This window comes from Serratia sp. Tan611 (assembly GCF_905188235.1).
In the GTDB taxonomy this organism is placed as follows: domain Bacteria; phylum Pseudomonadota; class Gammaproteobacteria; order Enterobacterales; family Enterobacteriaceae; genus Serratia_B; species Serratia_B rhizosphaerae.
Window position 1 is genome coordinate 1246367 of sequence record NZ_LR994655.1, and the last position, 18231, is coordinate 1264597.

At 57.8% G+C, this 18231-nt stretch carries 15 protein-coding genes and 6 tRNA genes; 1 reads left to right on the plus strand and 20 read right to left on the minus strand.

The genetic code is table 11. The features are described from left to right. Window positions 1–85: 85 nt before the first annotated feature. From TAN611_RS05855 to miaB, 9 genes are all read right to left on the minus strand, one after another. Window positions 86–811, minus strand: a complete 726-nt coding sequence (locus TAN611_RS05855) for an amino acid ABC transporter ATP-binding protein (RefSeq protein WP_105230114.1) — start codon at window positions 809–811, stop codon at window positions 86–88. Further along, window positions 811–1485, minus strand: a complete 675-nt coding sequence (gene gltK / locus TAN611_RS05860; protein ID WP_105230115.1) for a glutamate/aspartate ABC transporter permease GltK — start codon at window positions 1483–1485, stop codon at window positions 811–813. The genes TAN611_RS05855 and gltK overlap by 1 nt, the downstream gene beginning before the upstream one ends. Next, entirely contained in the window at window positions 1485–2225 is a 741-nt protein-coding gene (locus tag TAN611_RS05865; RefSeq protein ID WP_015671307.1) for an amino acid ABC transporter permease, read from the minus strand. Before TAN611_RS05865 ends, gltK begins: the two co-directional genes overlap by 1 nt. A gap of 237 nt (window positions 2226–2462) precedes the next feature. Next, window positions 2463–3359 (minus strand): amino acid ABC transporter substrate-binding protein, encoded by an 897-nt coding sequence (locus TAN611_RS05870; RefSeq protein WP_105230116.1) that lies wholly within the window; start codon window positions 3357–3359, stop codon window positions 2463–2465. A gap of 345 nt (window positions 3360–3704) precedes the next feature. Beyond that, entirely contained in the window at window positions 3705–5234 is a 1530-nt protein-coding gene (lnt, locus tag TAN611_RS05875) for an apolipoprotein N-acyltransferase (protein ID WP_203067382.1), read from the minus strand. A gap of 7 nt (window positions 5235–5241) precedes the next feature. Beyond that, the gene (gene corC / locus TAN611_RS05880) at window positions 5242–6120 is read right to left on the minus strand and encodes a CNNM family magnesium/cobalt transport protein CorC (RefSeq protein WP_105230118.1); all 879 of its coding nucleotides are present in this window, start codon (window positions 6118–6120) and stop codon (window positions 5242–5244) included. A gap of 83 nt (window positions 6121–6203) precedes the next feature. After that, window positions 6204–6677 (minus strand): rRNA maturation RNase YbeY, encoded by a 474-nt coding sequence (ybeY, locus tag TAN611_RS05885; RefSeq protein ID WP_105230119.1) that lies wholly within the window; start codon window positions 6675–6677, stop codon window positions 6204–6206. Next, window positions 6674–7729, minus strand: coding sequence for a PhoH family protein (locus TAN611_RS05890; RefSeq protein ID WP_015671312.1), 1056 nt, complete (start codon window positions 7727–7729; stop codon window positions 6674–6676). Before TAN611_RS05890 ends, ybeY begins: the two co-directional genes overlap by 4 nt. A gap of 340 nt (window positions 7730–8069) precedes the next feature. Next, complete coding sequence (gene miaB / locus TAN611_RS05895) at window positions 8070–9494, minus strand: tRNA (N6-isopentenyl adenosine(37)-C2)-methylthiotransferase MiaB (protein ID WP_105230120.1); 1425 nt, start codon at window positions 9492–9494, stop codon at window positions 8070–8072. A gap of 303 nt (window positions 9495–9797) precedes the next feature. On the opposite strand from miaB, the gene ubiF reads away from it, so the two are divergent. After that, a complete protein-coding gene (ubiF, locus tag TAN611_RS05900) occupies window positions 9798–10979 on the plus strand; it encodes a 3-demethoxyubiquinol 3-hydroxylase (RefSeq protein ID WP_203067383.1) in 1182 nt (393 codons plus the stop codon). 126 nt (window positions 10980–11105) lie between these two features. Here the strand turns inward: ubiF and TAN611_RS05905 are convergent. The 11 genes from TAN611_RS05905 to nagB all read right to left on the minus strand — a co-directional run bounded on the left by TAN611_RS05905 (window position 11106) and on the right by nagB (window position 17975). Then, window positions 11106–11180, minus strand: a tRNA-Gln gene (locus TAN611_RS05905). Window positions 11181–11203: 23 nt separating this feature from the next. Then, window positions 11204–11280, minus strand: a tRNA-Met gene (locus TAN611_RS05910). 39 nt (window positions 11281–11319) lie between these two features. Then, window positions 11320–11394 (minus strand) — tRNA-Gln (locus TAN611_RS05915). Between the two features lie 47 nt (window positions 11395–11441). Beyond that, a tRNA-Gln gene (locus TAN611_RS05920) sits at window positions 11442–11516 on the minus strand. A gap of 28 nt (window positions 11517–11544) precedes the next feature. Continuing rightward, window positions 11545–11629: transfer RNA gene (locus TAN611_RS05925), tRNA-Leu, on the minus strand. Window positions 11630–11637: 8 nt separating this feature from the next. Then, window positions 11638–11714: transfer RNA gene (locus TAN611_RS05930), tRNA-Met, on the minus strand. A gap of 219 nt (window positions 11715–11933) precedes the next feature. Beyond that, a complete protein-coding gene (gene asnB, locus TAN611_RS05935) occupies window positions 11934–13598 on the minus strand; it encodes an asparagine synthase B (protein ID WP_105230122.1) in 1665 nt (554 codons plus the stop codon). Between the two features lie 356 nt (window positions 13599–13954). Beyond that, window positions 13955–14707, minus strand: coding sequence for an HAD-IIA family hydrolase (locus tag TAN611_RS05940; RefSeq protein ID WP_015671317.1), 753 nt, complete (start codon window positions 14705–14707; stop codon window positions 13955–13957). A gap of 58 nt (window positions 14708–14765) precedes the next feature. Further along, window positions 14766–15989 carry an N-acetylglucosamine repressor gene (locus TAN611_RS05945; RefSeq protein WP_105230123.1) on the minus strand — a complete coding sequence of 408 codons (1224 nt, stop codon included), beginning with the start codon at window positions 15987–15989 and terminating at the stop codon, window positions 14766–14768. A 23-nt stretch (window positions 15990–16012) separates the two neighbouring features. After that, window positions 16013–17152, minus strand: coding sequence for an N-acetylglucosamine-6-phosphate deacetylase (gene nagA, locus TAN611_RS05950; protein ID WP_203067384.1), 1140 nt, complete (start codon window positions 17150–17152; stop codon window positions 16013–16015). A 22-nt stretch (window positions 17153–17174) separates the two neighbouring features. Beyond that, complete coding sequence (gene nagB / locus TAN611_RS05955) at window positions 17175–17975, minus strand: glucosamine-6-phosphate deaminase (protein WP_105230125.1); 801 nt, start codon at window positions 17973–17975, stop codon at window positions 17175–17177. Window positions 17976–18231 lie beyond the last annotated feature (256 nt).

Here is an 18231-nt window from a genome sequence, read left to right on the forward strand (position 1 = left end):
TTTTGGATTTACTCCGAGCATCGGATCAAACCAGGCGGGATACAAGGACTTTTAATGCGCCCCGGACGGGGCGCATGGGGGGAGATCAGTGCAGAATTTTCGCCAGGAAGTCTTTGGCGCGATCGGATTGCGGGTTGTTAAAGAACTCGTCCTTATCACGATCCTCAACAATTTTTCCTTCATCCATAAAGATAACCCGGTTGGCTACTTTACGGGCGAAACCCATTTCGTGGGTGACCACCATCATGGTCATGCCTTCCTGCGCCAGTTCCACCATTACGTCCAGAACTTCGTTAATCATCTCCGGATCCAGCGCTGACGTCGGTTCGTCAAACAGCATGGCGATTGGGTCCATACACAGCGCGCGGGCAATCGCCACGCGCTGCTGCTGGCCGCCGGAAAGCTGCGCCGGATATTTATCCGCGTGGGCGGTCAGCCCGACGCGTTTGAGCAGCGCCTGGCCTTTTTCACGTGCTGCCGCCTTGTCGCGCTTCAGGACTTTTACCTGCGCCAGGATCAGGTTTTCGATGATCGACAGGTGCGGGAACAGCTCAAAATGTTGAAATACCATGCCGACTTTGGCGCGCAGCTGCGCCAGATTGGTGGATTTCAGGTTCACCTGGGTGTCGTTGACGCGGATTTCTCCCTGCTGGATCGGCTCCAGCCCGTTAACGGTTTTGATCAAGGTCGACTTGCCTGAGCCTGAAGGACCGCAGACCACGACGACCTCGCCTTTTTTTACTTCTGTGGAGCAGTCGGTCAGCACTTGAAAGTGACCGTACCACTTGGAAACATTTTTCAGGGAAATCATCAAACAGTCCTTTTCTTCAAATAGCTTACCAGCGCCGAGGCGGCAATGCTGATGACAAAATAGACAAAGCCGGCGAACAGGATCATTTCCACCTGCGTGCCGTCACGTTCGCCGATGGTCGACGCGGTACGGAAGAAGTCAGCCAGGCTCAGCACGTAAACCAGCGAGGTATCCTGGAACAGTACGATGCCCTGCGTCAGCAGCAGCGGCACCATGGCGCGGAACGCCTGCGGCAAAATCACCAGCTGCATCGACTGCCAGTGGCTCATGCCCAGCGCTAATGCGGCAGAGGACTGGCCGCGCGATACGCTTTGGATCCCCGCGCGGATAATCTCCGAGTAGTAGGCGGCCTCGAACAGCGAAAAGGCTACCATAGCCGAAATCAGACGAATATCGGTTTGCGGCGACAGCCCAAGAACCTTTTGTAATAAGCTAGGCACGACCAGATAGAACCACAGCAGCACCATCACCAGCGGCACTGAGCGGAACAGGTTGACATAGAGCGTGGCGAACCAGCTTATCGGCTTAAACGGCGATAAGCGCATGACCGCCAGCAGCGTTCCCCAGATGATGCCGAAAATAACCGCCGTCACGGTGATTTTCAGGGTGATCACCATGCCCTGCAGCAGATAGGGGAAGCTTGGCACAATCGATGCCCAGTCAAATTCGTACATTATTTACTCCCCATATTGCCAGGCAACTGCACTTTACGTTCTACCATGCGCATGATCAGCATAATGACGGCGTTGATGCCGATATAGGCCAGCGTAATTGCGGTAAATGATTCATAGGCGTGAGCGGAGTAGTCCAGCAGTTTGCCGGCCTGTGCGGCCATATCCACCAGGCCGATGGTTGAAGCGATGGCCGAGTTTTTCACCAGGTTCAGCATTTCCGAGGTCATCGGCGGTACGATCACCCGGTAGGCGTTCGGCAGCAGCACGTAGCGGTAGGTTTGCGGCAGCGTCAGCCCCATCGCCAGTCCGGCGGCCTGTTGCCCGCGCGGCAGGGATTGAATCGCGGCGCGCACCTGCTCGCAGACGCGGGCGGCGGTAAACAGCCCCAGGCACAGCATGGAGGAGACAAAAAACTGTACGTTCGGGTCAAGCTCGGTTTTAAACCACATGCCGAGATCGGGCGGCAACAGTTCCGGCACCACCAGATACCAGGTAAAGAACTGCACGATCAGCGGTACGTTGCGGAACAGCTCAACGTAGACGGTGCCGATACCGGACAGGAAACGGTTGGGAACGGTGCGCAGAATACCGAACAGCGAACCGACAAAGAAAGCGATGATCCATGCGCAGACGGAGAGGGCGACCGTCACCTGAAAGCCGGACCAGATCCAGCCCAGGTAGGTGGTATTGCCGAACGGCGCCTGCTGCAGGAAGATCCCCCAGTTCCAATCTATTGACATAAAAAACTCCGATAAGCCGATCTACCCGTCACCATTCGCGTTACCGGGGCGGTAACGTGTGGGGGTATGAAACATTGACGGCTGTCTGACGTCGGGCGCCGCGGCCAGTTAGTCTGGCTCAGTTAGGCAGTCCGGCGTCGGGGGAAAATACGGCAGGGGAACGACCTGCCGTATACCTGTCTGTCCCGCCGTCAACGGGGCGGGTTCGGCGTTGCCGCCGTGCCCGCTTTGTTGTTATTAGTTCAGAACCTTATCGTTAGGGGCTTTGAACAGCTGCTTCATATCGTCAGACAGTTCAAAGTTCATATTCAGATTTTTTGGCGGGATAGGCTGTTTGAACCACTTATCAAACCATTTGGCGGCTTCACCGGAGGTTTGCGCCTGGGCGATGGTGTCATCAACCAGCTTTTTGAAGTCGGCATCGTCTTTACGCATCATACAGCCGTAAGCCTCTTTCGACTGCGGCGTGCCGATGATCTCCCATTGGTCCGGCTTCTTGGCTTTGGCGCGTTCGCCGGCCAGCAGGGCATCATCCATCATAAACGCCACCGCGCGGCCGCTTTCCAGCGTGCGGAAAGAGTCGCCGTGATCTTTGGCGCTGATGATGCGCATTTTCATCTGATCCTTATCGTTCAGCTTGTGCAGCAGCACTTCAGAGGTGGTGCCGGAGGTGACCACCACCGGTTTGCCGGCCAGATCTTTGAAGTCTTTCACGTCGGAGCCTTTTTTCGCCAGCAGGCGGGTGCCGACGATAAAGATGGTATCGGAGAAGGCGGCCTGTTTCTGGCGCTCGACGTTGTTGGTAGTGGAACCGCACTCGAAGTCATAGGTGCCGTTTTGCAGCAAAGGAATACGGTTTTGCGAGGTGATAGGCAGCAGCTTCACCTTCAGGTCGGGAGCGTTGAGCTTTTTCTTGATGGCGTCGATGATTTGGTTTGAGTAGGTCTGAGAATAGCCCACCACTTTCTGCTGGTTGTCGTAATAGGAGAAAGGAACTGAAGATTCACGGTGACCGACAACGATCACGCCGTTGTCTTTGATTTTCTTCAGCGTACCGGTCAATTCTTCCGCGTGGGCTACGCTGCCTGCCATCCCAATCAGCAGTAACGATAACGCCAGTTTACGCATGTGCATGGTCCAACTCCTTGCTGTTGTGGTGGTTCTGACGAAAGCGCGTCAGAGTGAAAATGGTTGTTTATTGCTCACATTATAAAGATAGTCTTAGAACAGATTACCGTTAGAAAATAGCCGATTGTGAACAAAATGAAACCAATATGTTTCGTAATTTGAGACATCACGCGCACCAAATAGATGCAATAAAATCCGGCGGCACCGTTATGGTGCGGCGGATTTGCCAGGCCGCGTCATCTCAGGTAACGCCGACGCGCAGGCAGAATAAACAAAGCAAGGAGCATGCCAGGAGAGAGGGGAAGGGCTGAAGAAAGGGGGGACGCCCGGCGGCATCCCCCGTGAGGCAGATTAACGGCGGCGCAGGCCGAACAACAGCGCCAGGCCGCCCAGCAGGGCGGTAATCACCCACAGCGGCAGGCCGCCGAAGCGGGCGTACGGCGTGATGCCGGTGGTCGGGGTCACCTTCACCTCCAGCACCTGGCGGGTGAACTGCGGAAGCTCGGCGATGACGTCGCCGGTTGGTCCAACCGCGGCGGTGACGCCGTTATTGGTGCTGCGCAGCAGCGGCCGGCCCAGCTCCAGGGCGCGCATGCGTGCCATCTGGAAGTGCTGCCACGGGCCGATAGAGTGGCCGAACCAGGCGTCGTTGGAGATGGTCAGCAGGAAGTTGGTATTCGGACGGAAGTTGTCGCGCACCTGCTGGCCCAGCACGATTTCATAGCAAATCGCCGCCGTCAGATCGTAGCCCTGCACCTTGAGCGGCGACTGGACATAATTGCCACGGCTGAAGGAGGACATGGGTAAATCGAAGAACGGCGCCAGCGGTCGCAGCAGCGTTTCCAGCGGCACGAATTCGCCGAACGGCACCAGGTGGTGTTTGTTGTAGCGGTCGGCGGCCGGGTAGCGGTACGGCTCTTTTTCACCCAGAACAATCACGCTGTTAAAGTATTCCGTGCCCTGCCGGGTGGCGCGGGCGTCCACAATGCCGGTGATCAGGCTGCTGTGTTTGGCGCGCACCAGATTGTCCATCATGGTCAGAAAACCGTTCTGGTTGCTTTCCACGTCGGGAATGGCCGACTCCGGCCAGATAATCATCGACGCTTTGCCCACGTAAGGACGGGTGGCGTCCAGATAGGCCTGCAGTGTGCTGACCAGCGCCTGCGGATCCCACTTCAGCGACTGGGCAATGTTGCCCTGCACCATGGCGACGCTGACCGCCTTGTCGGGCTGCGGGGTAAACCAGTGCAGCTGACGCAGCGGCCACGGCAGCAGCAGCATGGCGACGGCGATCGCCGCCGGCAGGATGCGGCGCCGTGCGGCGGCGTACACCAGCAGGCCGCTCAGCGACATCAGCACAAAGGTGATGCTGTCGACGCCCAGCAGCGGCGCCAGGCCTTTCAGCGGGCCGTTGATCTGGCTGTAGCCGAACTGCAGCCAGGGGAAGCCGGTCAGCACCCAGCCGCGCAGGAACTCGGTGACCTGCCACAGCGCCGGGGCGGCGACCGCCAGCCGCAGCCAGTGGGTTTGCGGCCAGAGGCGCGTCAGCAGGCCGGCAAACAGCCCGGTGTACAGGGAAAGGTAGGCGGCAAGCAGCGCCACCAGGAAGATATTGACGGCGAACGGCATCCCGCCGAAGTCGGCGATGCTGACGTACACCCAGTTGATGCCGCTGCCGAACAGCCCCATCCCCCAGATAAAGCCGAGCAGCGCCGACTGCCGCACGCTGCGGTTAAGCGTGACCGCCAGCAGTCCGCACAGGGAAACGATGGCCGCCGGCCAGATATCATAAGGAGAAAACGCCAGCGTGCCGCAGGCGCCGGTCAACAGCGCCAGCAGGGCGCGAACCCGCTGGCGATCGAATAAAGAGGCGTTGGCCATGTGAAATTTAGTCTTCCAGTTTCGGTTGCGGAGCGTTGTCCGGAATTTTTACATGAACCTGGATGATACGTCGACTGTCGGCCATGGCAACTTTAAACAGGTAACCTTCGATTTCAATGGTTTCCCCGCGGGTTGGCAGATGGCCGAAGGCCTGCATGATCAGGCCGCCGATGGTATCGACCTCATCATCGCTGAAGTGGGTATCGAAGGCCTCGTTGAAGTCTTCAATCGCGGTCAGCGCGCGCACGGTGTACATATGGCGGCTGAGCTGGCGGATATCACGATCTTCCTCATCGTCATACTCGTCTTCGATTTCACCGACAATCAGTTCCAGAATGTCTTCAATGGTTACCAGGCCGGAAACGCCGCCGAACTCGTCGATGACGATCGCCATGTGGTAACGCTGGGAGCGGAACTCCTTCAGCATGCGGTCGACCCGCTTGCTTTCCGGCACCACCACCGCCGGGCGCAGCACCCGGTCGATACTGAACGGCTCGGACGCTGCGCGCATAAACGGCAGCAGATCCTTGGCCATCAGAATGCCTTCAATATGGTCTTTGTCTTCGCTGATCACCGGGAAGCGCGAGTGGGCGGACTCGATGATCACGTCCAGACACTCCTCCAGCGGCTGGTTGCGCTTGAGCGTGACCATCTGGGAGCGGGGGATCATGATATCGCGCACCCGTTGCTCGGCGATATCCATCACCCCTTCCAGCATGTCGCGGGTATCGGGGTCGATCAGATCGTTTTGTTCGGAGTCGCGGATCAGTTCGACCAGATCGTCACGGTTTTTCGGTTCGCCGTGGAATAACTGGTTAAGGAGCAGAGTAAAAAAACCCTTCTTGCTACTGGGGCTGTCGTTGCTTTGTGAATTGTCGTCGCTCATGGCGTTTTAGTTAATATCACTCATGTCAGAGTAAGGGGTTAGCGACAGCCTCGCGCACGAGGCTGTGGGGTAAGCAGCTAACGTTAAGTGGGATCTTTTTCCGCCAGATAGGGGTCGGGATAGCCCAGCCCCTGCATGATGTCGGTTTCCAAAGATTCCATTTCTTCGGCTTCATCATCGTCGATGTGGTCATACCCTAGCAGATGAAGGCAGCCGTGAACAACCATATGCGCCCAGTGCGCCTCCAGGGCCTTGCCCTGTTCGTTCGCTTCCTGTTCAACCACCTGCCGGCAGATGATCAGATCGCCCAGCAGCGGCAGTTCGATGCCCGGCGGCGCTTCAAACGGGAAGGAGAGCACATTGGTCGGCTTATCTTTGCCGCGGTAGGTCAGATTCAGATCGTGACTTTCCGCTTCGTCCACCAGACGGATGGTGACTTCTGACTCGGGCTGAAACTGCGGCAGCACGCTCTCCAGCCAGCGCTGGAAAGCGGCTTCTTCCGGCAGGCCGGCGGCGTTTTCACAGGCAATCTGTAAATCGAGAATCACCTGGCTCATGGCGTCTCCTGCTCGGAGGCCAGCTGCGCCTCGCGCTTGCGCTGTTCGGCGAGCGCTTCTTTGCGCTTTTGCTCTTCGGCTTCCCAGGCTTCATAGGCGATGACCACGCGCGCCACCACCGGGTGACGCACCACGTCTTCGCTGTGGAAGAAGTTGAAGCTGATCTCTTCCACCGCGGACAGCACTTCCACCGCGTGGCGCAGGCCGGATTTCTGGTTGCGCGGCAGGTCGATCTGCGTCACGTCGCCGGTAATTACCGCTTTGGAGTTGAAGCCGATGCGCGTCAGGAACATCTTCATCTGTTCGATGGTGGTGTTCTGACTCTCATCCAGAATGATAAAGGCATCGTTCAGCGTACGGCCGCGCATATAGGCCAGCGGCGCGACTTCGATCACGTTGCGTTCGATCAGCTTTTCAACGCGCTCAAAGCCCAGCATTTCAAACAGGGCGTCGTACAGCGGGCGCAGGTAAGGGTCGACCTTCTGACTGAGATCCCCCGGCAGGAAGCCGAGCTTCTCGCCGGCTTCGACCGCCGGGCGCGTCAGCAGAATGCGGCGCACTTCTTGACGCTCCAGTGCATCGACGGCGGCGGCCACCGCCAGGTAGGTTTTACCGGTGCCGGCCGGGCCGATGCCGAAGGTGATGTCGTGGTCGAGAATATTGGCGATGTACTGCGCCTGATTCGGCGTACGCGGTTTCACCATACCGCGCTTGGTTTTGATGTTCACCGCTTTGCCGTAATCCGGCACGCTGTCGGCGACCTGTTCCAGCACGCGGCTTTCTTTGATCGCCAGATGAATCTGTTCCGGGTCGATATCGGGGATCACGCCGCGGATCGGCGCCGTATCCACATACAGATGACGCAGAATATCCGCAGCGGCCACCACGCAGGGGTTTTTACCGACCAGTTTAAACCGGTTGTCACGGCGGCTGATTTCAATCCCCAGCCGGCGCTCGAGCTGTTTGATATTGTCATCAAACGGGCCGCACAGGCTGAGCAAACGCTGATTGTCTGCGGGCTCTAACAGAATTTCTTGTGTTGCGACGTTCAAACTATTCCTCTAGGTCACATCGGGCCTGTTGATGTCACGTTGCGCGTACGGGACGCGCGCGTTCAGGGCAAAGCCTGAGTCACATATATCCTGAATAACGTCTCCGGCAGCGAAGCCGAAGTAAGACGGATATACGATGAATTATTCATGGTGCGCGGCAAGCGCGCAAGTTTACCCCTGATCTATCTGTGCGCCAGCGCAGGAATTCAAGGGGAAATGATGAAAAATGCGGCCCACTTCGCCGCGTGAGCGGTGAGAAAGCGGCGCCCTTTCTTATCGGCATGCACAATAAAATAGCCGGGCAAACGCCCGGCCAGGTTACCGTTACCGCATTGGGCGATTAAGGCTGATAAGTGCCGACGCCCAGCTCGTCTTCCTTGCGGGTGCGGGCAATCACCGACTGCGGAGATTCGTGCACGCGCAGATCCATCTGCTGTTCGGTTCGCACCACGACGCCGCGCAGCGAGTTTGCCAGTACTTCGGTAATTTCTACGTCGACAAACTGGGCGATCATGTCCGGCGTGCCTTCGAAGTTGACCACTCGGTTGCACTCGGTGCGGCCCGCCAGCTCCATCACATTCTTGCGCGAGGTACCTTCGACCAGAATGCGCTGCACGGTGCCCAGCATACGGCGGCTGAACTGCCGCGCCTGCTGGCTGAGACGATCCTGCAGAATGTACAGGCGCTGTTTTTTCTCTTCTTCGCTGACGTCGTCCACCATGTCGGCGGCCGGCGTGCCGGGGCGCGATGAGTAGATAAAGCTGAAGCTGGTGTCGAAGTTGACCTCGGCGATCAGGTTCATGGTCTGCTCGAAATCGGCCTGAGACTCGCCCGGGAAGCCGATGATAAAGTCGGAGCTGAGCTGGATATTTGGCCGGGCCTTGCGCAGCTTGCGGATAATCGCCTTATATTCCAGTGCAGTATGCGCACGCTTCATCATGGTCAGGACGCGGTCTGAACCGCTCTGCACCGGCAGGTGCAGGTGGCTGACCAGCTCCGGCGTATCCTCATACACCGCGATGATATCGTCGGTGAACTCGATCGGGTGGCTGGTGGTGAAGCGGATGCGGTCAATACCGTCGATGGCCGCCACCAGGCGCAGCAGTTCGGCGAAGGTACAGATCTCGCCGTCGTAGGTGGCGCCGCGGTAGGCGTTGACGTTCTGGCCCAGCAGGTTGACCTCACGTACCCCTTGCGCCGCCAGCTGTGCAACTTCAAACAGCACGTCGTCGCTCGGGCGGCTGACTTCTTCGCCGCGGGTGTAAGGCACCACGCAGAAGGTGCAGTATTTGTTGCAGCCTTCCATGATGGACACAAAGGCGGTCGGGCCTTCGGCGCGTGGTTCCGGCAGGCGGTCGAATTTCTCGATTTCCGGGAAGCTGATATCGACGATCGGGCTGCGGGTACCCTGAACGTGGTTAATCATCTCCGGCAGGCGGTGCAGCGTCTGCGGCCCGAAAATCACGTCGACGCAGGGCGCGCGCTGGCGAATATGGTCGCCTTCCTGTGAGGCGACGCAGCCGCCTACGCCGATAATCAGATCCGGGTTCTTTTCTTTTAGCTGCTTCCAGCGGCCCAACATAGCGAAAACTTTTTCCTGCGCTTTCTCGCGGATTGAGCAGGTATTCAGCAGCAGCACGTCCGCCTCTTCGGCGTTTTCGGTCCATTGGTAACCGTGCGTGCTTCCCAGTAAGTCTGCCATTTTGGATGAATCGTATTCATTCATCTGACAGCCCCAGGTTTTGATATGTAGTTTCTTGGTCATCGAATAGCCATTATCAGTGCGAAGCGAAATTAAGCTGCATTATACCCAAAATCATTCAGGCTGCAGGGAGACGGCAACGCAGCGAATTCCCGGGAACGTACCGTGCGCGGCTGCCGTGAGCCTGCGCCTCTCTTATGACGGGGATAGCGACATTGCAGAGGGGCATTGTAAACACTTGCCGCGGCGGTGACCAGCGCGGGGAAACGCTCCTGCGACCTGAAGCCGGATGAAAAATCCGGTACACTAAGGGCAACACGCCGCGCAGGGTGGAGCGGCGCTCACCAACCAACAAGCATAACCAACATGAAGACTTCTCAAACAGAGTACGACGTCGCCGTGGTCGGCGGCGGCATGGTCGGCGCGGCCGCCGCGCTGGGGCTGGCGCAGGCCGGATTTAGCGTGGCGCTGCTGGAGCATCAGGCGCCGGCGGCGTTTGATCCGCACAGCGCGCCGGATCTGCGGATTTCCGCCATTGGCTGTGCCTCGGTCGCTCTGTTGAAACAGCTGGGCGCCTGGCAATCGCTGGCGCAGATGCGCTCGGCGCCGTACCGCCGGCTGGAAACCTGGGAGTGGGAATCGGCGCGGGTGGCGTTCGACGCGGCCGAGCTGGGCCTGCCCGAACTCGGATTTATGGTGGAAAACCGCCTGCTGCAGCTGGCGCTGTGGCAGCAGCTGCAGCACTGCGACACGCTGACGCTGCATTGTCCGGCCAGGCTGCAGGCGCTGCAGCGCGGGGAGGGTGCATGGCGACTGACGCTGGATGACGGAGAGACGCTGACGGCGCGGCTGGTGGTCGGTGCCGACGGCGCGCACTCGCAGGTGCGCACATTGGCGGATATCGGCGTCAGCGGCTGGCAGTATCGTCAGTCCTGCATGCTGATTACCGTGCAGACCGGCGCGCCGCAGCAGGATGCCACCTGGCAGCAGTTCTTCCCTTCCGGGCCGCGCGCTTTTCTGCCGCTGTATGACGACTGGGCCTCGCTGGTGTGGTACGACAGCCCGCAACGCATTCGTCAGTTGCAAAGCATGCCGATGGCGCAGCTGGAGCAGGAGATTGCCGCGGCGTTTCCGGGGCGGCTCGGCGCGGTGAAGGCGCATGCCGCCGGCTCGTTCCCGCTGGTGCGCCGCCATGCCCAGCGTTACGTCCTGCCGGGGCTGGCGTTGGTCGGCGACGCGGCGCACACCATCAACCCGCTGGCCGGGCAGGGGGTTAACCTGGGTTACCGCGATGTCGACGCGTTGCTGAACGTGCTGCTGGAGGCGCGCGAGCGGGGTGAGGAATGGTCGAGCGAGGCGGTGCTGCAGCGCTATCAGCGCCGGCGCCGCGCCGACAACCTGCTGATGCAGAGCGGGATGGATCTGTTTTATACCGCCTTCAGCAATCGCCTGGCGCCGCTTGGCGTAGCGCGCAATCTGGCGCTGATGGCCGCCGAACGCGCCGGGGGGCTGAAACAAAAAGCGCTGAAGTATGCGCTGGGCTTATAAGCTGTCGGGCAGGCACCGTACGGCGTGATAAATAGAAGGTCGGGACTCCCGGCCTTTTTCTTTGTTTGCATGCTAAAGGCAGCAGCAGAAAAGCAAAAAGCCCACCGAAGTGGGCTTTTCTAAATGTGGCTGGGGTACGAGGATTCGAACCTCGGAATGCTGGAATCAGAATCCAGTGCCTTACCGCTTGGCGATACCCCAATTGTTGAAAGCAAACTTAGCAATGGTGGCTACGACGGGATTTGAACCTGTGACCCCATCATTATGAGTGATGTGCTCTAACCAGCTGAGCTACGTAGCCGCGCTAAATATTGCTTTATCGACTTGCAGGTTGTTTGTATGGCTGGGGTACCTGGATTCGAACCAGGGAATGCCGGTATCAAAAACCGGTGCCTTACCGCTTGGCGATACCCCAACAACCGTTACAAATCTTTCCTGCTGACCGCCTTCCCAGAGAGAAGATGGCTGGGGTACCTGGATTCGAACCAGGGAATGCCGGTATCAAAAACCGGTGCCTTACCGCTTGGCGATACCCCATCAGCAGAGCCGACGACGATGAAGAGAGTGGTGCGGGAGGCGAGACTTGAACTCGCACACCTTGCGGCGCCAGAACCTAAATCTGGTGCGTCTACCAATTTCGCCACTCCCGCAAAAAAGATGGTGGCTACGACGGGATTCGAACCTGTGACCCCATCATTATGAGTGATGTGCTCTAACCAGCTGAGCTACGTAGCCATCTTTTTTCGCGCTACCTTCATCGGCGTTGCGGGGCGCATTATGCGTATATGACCGATTTGCGTCAACAAGTTTTTTGCCGAAAAAGCGTTGCAGGGTGCCGTTTGTCTGGGTTGTGAACAGTATGGCGATAAAATCGGCAATTCATTCAATTTATGGTTTAAAACATCAACAAAAAGGCGAACCCGCAGGTTCGCCGTCATGTTGATATATAGCCGTTTACTGATAAGCGGACTGGTGTACGCCGACGGCGCGGCCGGACGGATCGTCCATTTTTTTGAATGATTCGTCCCACTCAATCGCCTTGGCTGACGAACAAGCCACCGACGGGCCGCCCGGCACGCACTCGGCGGCGCTTGGCAGCGGGAACAGCTCTTCGAAAATCTCACGGTACAGGTAGCCTTCTTTTGACGTCGGCGTGTTGTACGGGAAACGGAAACGTGCGTTTTCAAGCTGTTGGTCGCTGATTTGCTGTGCAGCCACCTCTTTTAGCGTATCGATCCAGCTGTAGCCCACGCCGTCGGAGAACTGCTCTTTCTGGCGCCAGGCCACGCTGGCCGGCAGATAGGACTCAAAACACTCGCGAATAATGTGCTTTTCCATTTTGCCGTTGCCGCACATTTTATCCTGCGGGTTGATGCGCATCGCCACGTCGAGGAATTTCTTGTCGAGGAACGGCACGCGCGCTTCAACGCCCCAGGCGGACATCGCCTTGTTGGCGCGCGCGCAGTCAAACATATGCAGCGCCAGCAGTTTACGCACCGTCTCGTCGTGGAATTCGTGCGCGTCCGGCGCCTTATGGAAGTAGAGGTAGCCGCCGAAGACTTCGTCGGCGCCTTCGCCGGACAGCACCATCTTGATGCCCATCGCTTTGATCTTGCGCGACATCAGATACATCGGCGTCGAGGCGCGGATGGTGGTGACGTCGTAGGTTTCAATGTGATAGATCACGTCGCGGATGGCGTCCAGGCCTTCTTGCACGGTGAAGTGAATTTCATGGTGCACGGTGCCGAGGTGGTTGGCCACCTCTTGCGCGGCGCGCAGATCCGGCGAGCCTTGCAGGCCGACGGCAAAGGAGTGTAGTTGAGGCCACCAGGCTTCGCTGCGCTCCTGATCTTCCACGCGGCGCGCGGCGTATTTTTTGGTGATGGCGGAAATTACCGACGAGTCCAGGCCGCCGGACAGCAGCACGCCGTAAGGCACGTCGGACATCAGGTGGCTTTTTACCGATTCTTCCAACGCATTGCGCAGCGCATTGGCGTCGGTGACGCTGTCTTTAACGCTGTCGTAGTCAAACCAGTCGCGCTGGTAGTATTGGCGGATCTCGCCGTCCTGGCTCCACAGGTAACTGCCGGCGGGGAATTCTTTAATAGTGCGGCAGACCGGCACCAACGCCTTCATTTCCGAGGCGACGAACAGGTTGCCGTGCTCATCAAAGCCCATATACAGCGGGATAATGCCGATATGATCGCGGCCGATCAGGTAGGCGTCTTTTTCCGCGTCATACAGCGCGAAGGCGAACATTCCCTGCAGATCGTCGAGGAACGCCGGGCCTTTTTCCTGATACAGCGCCAGGATCACTTCACAGTCGGAGCCGGTCTGGAACTGATAGCGGTCGCTCAATGCGTCGCGCAGCGCCTGGTGGTTATAGATTTCGCCGTTTACCGCCAGAACGTGAGTATGTGCCGCGTTATACAGCGGTTGCGCACCGTTATTAACATCGACGATCGACAGACGCTCATGCGCCAGAATGGCTTTATCGCTGGCGTAAATGCCGGACCAGTCCGGGCCGCGGTGGCGCATCAAACGAGACAGCTCGAGCGCTTTTTTACGCAGCTCAGCAGGATCGGACTTCAGATCGAGCACACCGAAAATAGAACACATACAAACTCTCCTAAACGACTTTTCTGGGACTGTGATGTTGTTTTTGCTGTTATACGCAGCCGGGACGATGGCTACGGGGTGTTTATGAAAATGCGCCAAAAACGACGTCGGGCGCAAGCGTTTTCATATTCAGGAGAAAAATAGTTATCGGTGATGGGGTGAAAATTAGCGGATATTTATATTTAAGCGCTATTTTTTGAGGATTCGTTAAATAAATCGCGCTACTGGTGGTTTTTGCAGCGCCCTGCAGCGGAAAAAATAAAGCCGCAAACAGGCTATCGGTGTCAAATAAATAAAACTCAACGTACTGGCGGGGGTTACATGATACGACGGCGGGAACCCCGCCGTCGTGACGATCAGAACAGGTCGATATCGGCAACCGACGGGAAGATATAGGTCGGGCGGAACGGCATGCTTTCAATATCGTTTGGCGTGGAGACGCCGGACAGCACCAGAATGGTTTCCAGGCCGGCCTGGAAGCCGGCCAGAATGTCGGTGCGCAGGTTATCACCGACGATCACCGTCTCTTCCGAATGGGCCTGCATCTTGTTCAGCGCGGCGCGAATAATCCATGGGCTGGGTTTACCGACGTAAAACGGTTTGCGGCCGGTGATCTTTTCGATCGGGGCGCACAGCGCGCCGCAGGCCGGGACAAAGCCGTGGCCGTGGGTATCCGGGTTGGTGGCGATAAAGCGCGCGCCGTTACTGACGAAATAGGCGGCCTTGTGGATCATCTCCCAATTGTAGGAGCGGGTCTCGCCGACAATCACAAAGTCGGGGTTGATATCGGTGATGGTGAAGCCGGCTTTGTACAACTCGTGAATTAACGCGCCTTCACCGACCACATAGGCTTTTTTACCTTCCTGACGGCGCAGGAAGTCGGCAGTGGCCATCGCCGAGGTATAGAACGCGCTTTCCGGCACGTCCAGGCCGGCGGCGGCAAAGCGGTTGGCCAGATCCTGCGCGGTCTGCGACGGGTAGTTGGTCAGCACTACCAGCGGCATGCCCTGCTCCTGAATGCGCGCCAGAAAGCGGTCGGCGCCGGGAACGGCGGTGTTGTCATGCATCAGTACGCCGTCGATATCACAGATTACGTTTTTAATCGTCATGGTGGGGGGATCTCATCAAGAGGGCGGAGGGCGTGATGCCATCCGCCTGAAAATAGGGTCAGCTTTCCAGTAAGCGCTGCAGCAGCACGCCGTTGAGCATGGCGCGCTTGGCCAGGGCGAAGGCGCCGATCGCCGAACGGTGGTCAAGTTCCGAGGTCACTACCGGCAGGTTTTTACGGAAATCTTTCAGTACCTGATTATTGATGCAGCTTTGTATCGCCGGCAACAGGACTTTGTGCGCTTCGGTAATTTCGCCGGCGATCACCACTTTTTGCGGGTTAAACAGGTTGATGGCGATCGCCACCGCTTTGCCCAGGTAGCGGCCGACGTGGTCGATAACTTCGCCGGCCAGCAGGTCGCCGCGGTTGGCGGCCTTGCAAATGGCGTTGATGCCGCAGTCGTCCGGCGACAGCAACTTGCTGGGATAGCCCTGCGCCAGCAGCTGACGCACCCGCTGTTCAATGGCGGCATTGGCGGCGACGGTTTCCAGACAGCCGAAGTTGCCACAGTGGCAGCGTTCACCGAGCGGGTCGATTTGAATATGGCCGATTTCGCCGACGTTGCCGTTATTGCCGAGGAAGATCTGGCCGTTAACGATAATGCCGGCGCCGGTGCCGCGGTGCAGCCGCACCAGAATGGAGTCTTCACAGTCGCGCGTGGCGCCGAAGTAGTGTTCGGCCAGCGCCAGGCTGCGGATATCGTGGCCGACGAAGCTGGTGACGTTGAAGCGCTGCTGCAGGTTATCGACCAGCGGCCAGTTATCGACGCCGATGTGTGGCATATAGCGCACCACGCCGAGCGACGGATCGACCAGCCCCGGCAGGATCACCGAAATGGCGATCAGCTCGCGCAGTTTGCGTTGATAGCTGGCGATAAACTGCTCGATGGCGTTGAACAGGGCGTTTTCCAGCGTCTCCTGCGTGCGTTCCGGCAGCGGGTAGTGCTCTTCACCGAGCGATTTACCGCTCATATCATACAGGGTGATGGTGGCATCGTGCCGGCCGAGACGCACGGCGACGGTGTGAAACTGGCGGGTTTCGCTGACGATGGAGATAGCGCGGCGGCCGCCGGTGGAGGCTTGCTGATCGACCTCTTTGATCAGCCCGCGCTCCAGCAGCTGGCGGGTAATTTTAGTCACACTGGCGGGGGCAAGTTGGCTAAGTTCGGCGATCTGAATGCGCGAGATTGGCCCTTGCTGGTCAATCAGGCGATATACTGCTGCGCCGTTAAGCTGTTTAACTAAATCTACGTTGCCTATCTGTGCCTGTCCGCCAGTGCTCATTAATAAAGTTACTCGCTGTCTGATTAAACCTCGTTACCGTTAACGAGCGTTTTAGTAATGGTGAAATCGCGGGTAAAGGCGGTCAGGTTCGCCACTTTACCGGCTTCGATACTGCCCAAACGCTGGTCTACGCCGATGGCGCGCGCCGGATAGAGCGTGGCCATACGCAGGGCCTCATCCAGGGCGATGCCGACATGCTCCACGCTGTTTTTCACCGCGTCGATCATCGTCAGCGCAGAACCACTCAGGGTGCCGTTCTCATCCACGCACAGCCCGTCACGATAGTATATGGTTTTACCGGCGAAAATAAATTGATCAATATCGGCGCCCGCTGGCGCGGTGGCGTCGGTAACCAGCACCAACTTATCACCTTTCATGCGCTTGGCGTTACGGATACTCGCCCAGGCGACGTGATGGCCGTCGGCGATGATCCCGGTATACACTTCCGGCGTATCGAAAATCGCGCCCATCAGCCCCGGCTCGCGGCCGGTAATATACGGCATGGCGTTATACAGGTGGGTGGCGAAGCTGATGCCGGCGGCAAAGCCGGTGCGCGCCTGCTCATAGGTGGCGTTGGAGTGGCCGGCGGAGACGATGATGCCCGCGTCGCGCAGCTGGGTGATAAAGTGCGGCTCCACCATTTCCGGCGCCAGCGTCACCTTGGTGATGACATCGGCGTTGGCGCACATATAGTCCACCATCTCTTTGTCCGCGCGGCGGATAAAGGCCGGGTTGTGGGTGCCTTTTTTCTGCGGGCTCAGGTAAGGCCCTTCCAGGTGCAGGCCGAGCGCCTGATTGTGCTGTTTTTTCAGATAAGCGCGCATCACTTCGATGCTGTGCTTCATAAATTCGTCGCTGCTGGTGATCAGCGTCGGCAGGTAGCTGGTGCAGCCCGATTTTTCATTGGCGTGCTGCATGATCTCCAGCGTCTCTTCAGAGATGGCCTCCAGCGCGTCGTTAAACTGTACGCCGCCGCAGCCGTTCAGCTGAACATCGATAAAACCGGGGGCTAACAGGGCGCCACCCAGGTCGCGCGTTTCGATGCCGGCCGGCAGTTCGGCCAGCGGGCAGACTCGTTCAATCAGGCCGTCGGCAATCACTACCGCATGGTCATCAAGTACGTCGTGGCCGGTGTAAATACGGCCGTGGGTTAAAGCGAACATGTAGCCCCCTACAAACAAAAAATTAAAGATTCTTCACGCTTTCCGCTTCCAGTTCACGGAAGTACTTAACGGTTTTAACCTTCAGTTCCATGGTGGACGGTTCGTCGCACACCACGATGGCTTTGGCGTGCAGCTGCAGGCAGCTGATGGTCCACATATGGTTGACGTTGCCTTCTACCGCCGCCTCCAGCGCCTGCGCCTTGGCGTGGCCGGTCACCAGAATCATCACTTCTTCCGCATCCAGCAGGGTACCGACGCCGACGGTCAGGGCGTATTTCGGCACCTGGCTGACGTCGCCGCCGAAGAAGCGCGAGTTGGCGATGCGGGTATCTTCGGTCAACGTTTTGATGCGGGTGCGGGACGCCAGCGAAGAGGCCGGTTCATTAAAGGCGATGTGGCCGTCAATTCCCACGCCGCCCATAAACAGGTGAATTTTGCCGTAGGCTTTGATTTTCTCTTCATAGCGGCGGCATTCGGCATCGACATCCGGTGCGTTACCGTTCAACAGGTTGATGTTTTCACTCGGGATATCAACGTGATCAAAGAAATTACGGTACATGAAGGTATGATAGCTTTCCGGGTGCTCCTGCGGCAGGCCAACATATTCATCCATATTGAACGTCACAACGTGCTTAAAGCTTACTTCACCTGCTTTGTGCATCGCAATCAGATGTTTGTAGGCTTCCAGCGGGGTGCCGCCGGTCGGCAGGCCCAGCACGAACGGACGCTCCGCCGTAGGGTTGAAGGCATTGATGCGTTGTACGATATGGCGGGCGGCCCATTTGCCTACTTGTGCGGTATCTTTCAGTGGGATAAGTCTCATCATACACCTCTTGGGTAAGTAAACTATGGCTATACTGAACGAGCCCTGTCAGAAGGCTTAAGCCTAATTCAGCTTTGTTGTTTCTGCGTTAGGGAGCCTCAGTATCGATTTTTTTAATGATAAAATAAGTTTTGTGCAATGGCTAGCAATGCCGCCGTTAATCTGACCTTTTTGGTGATTCAAATCACAAAAGAGGAGGTTTTAATTTGCGATACGAATTAATTTTTTTACACTCCGCATAGTAATGTGTGCCATG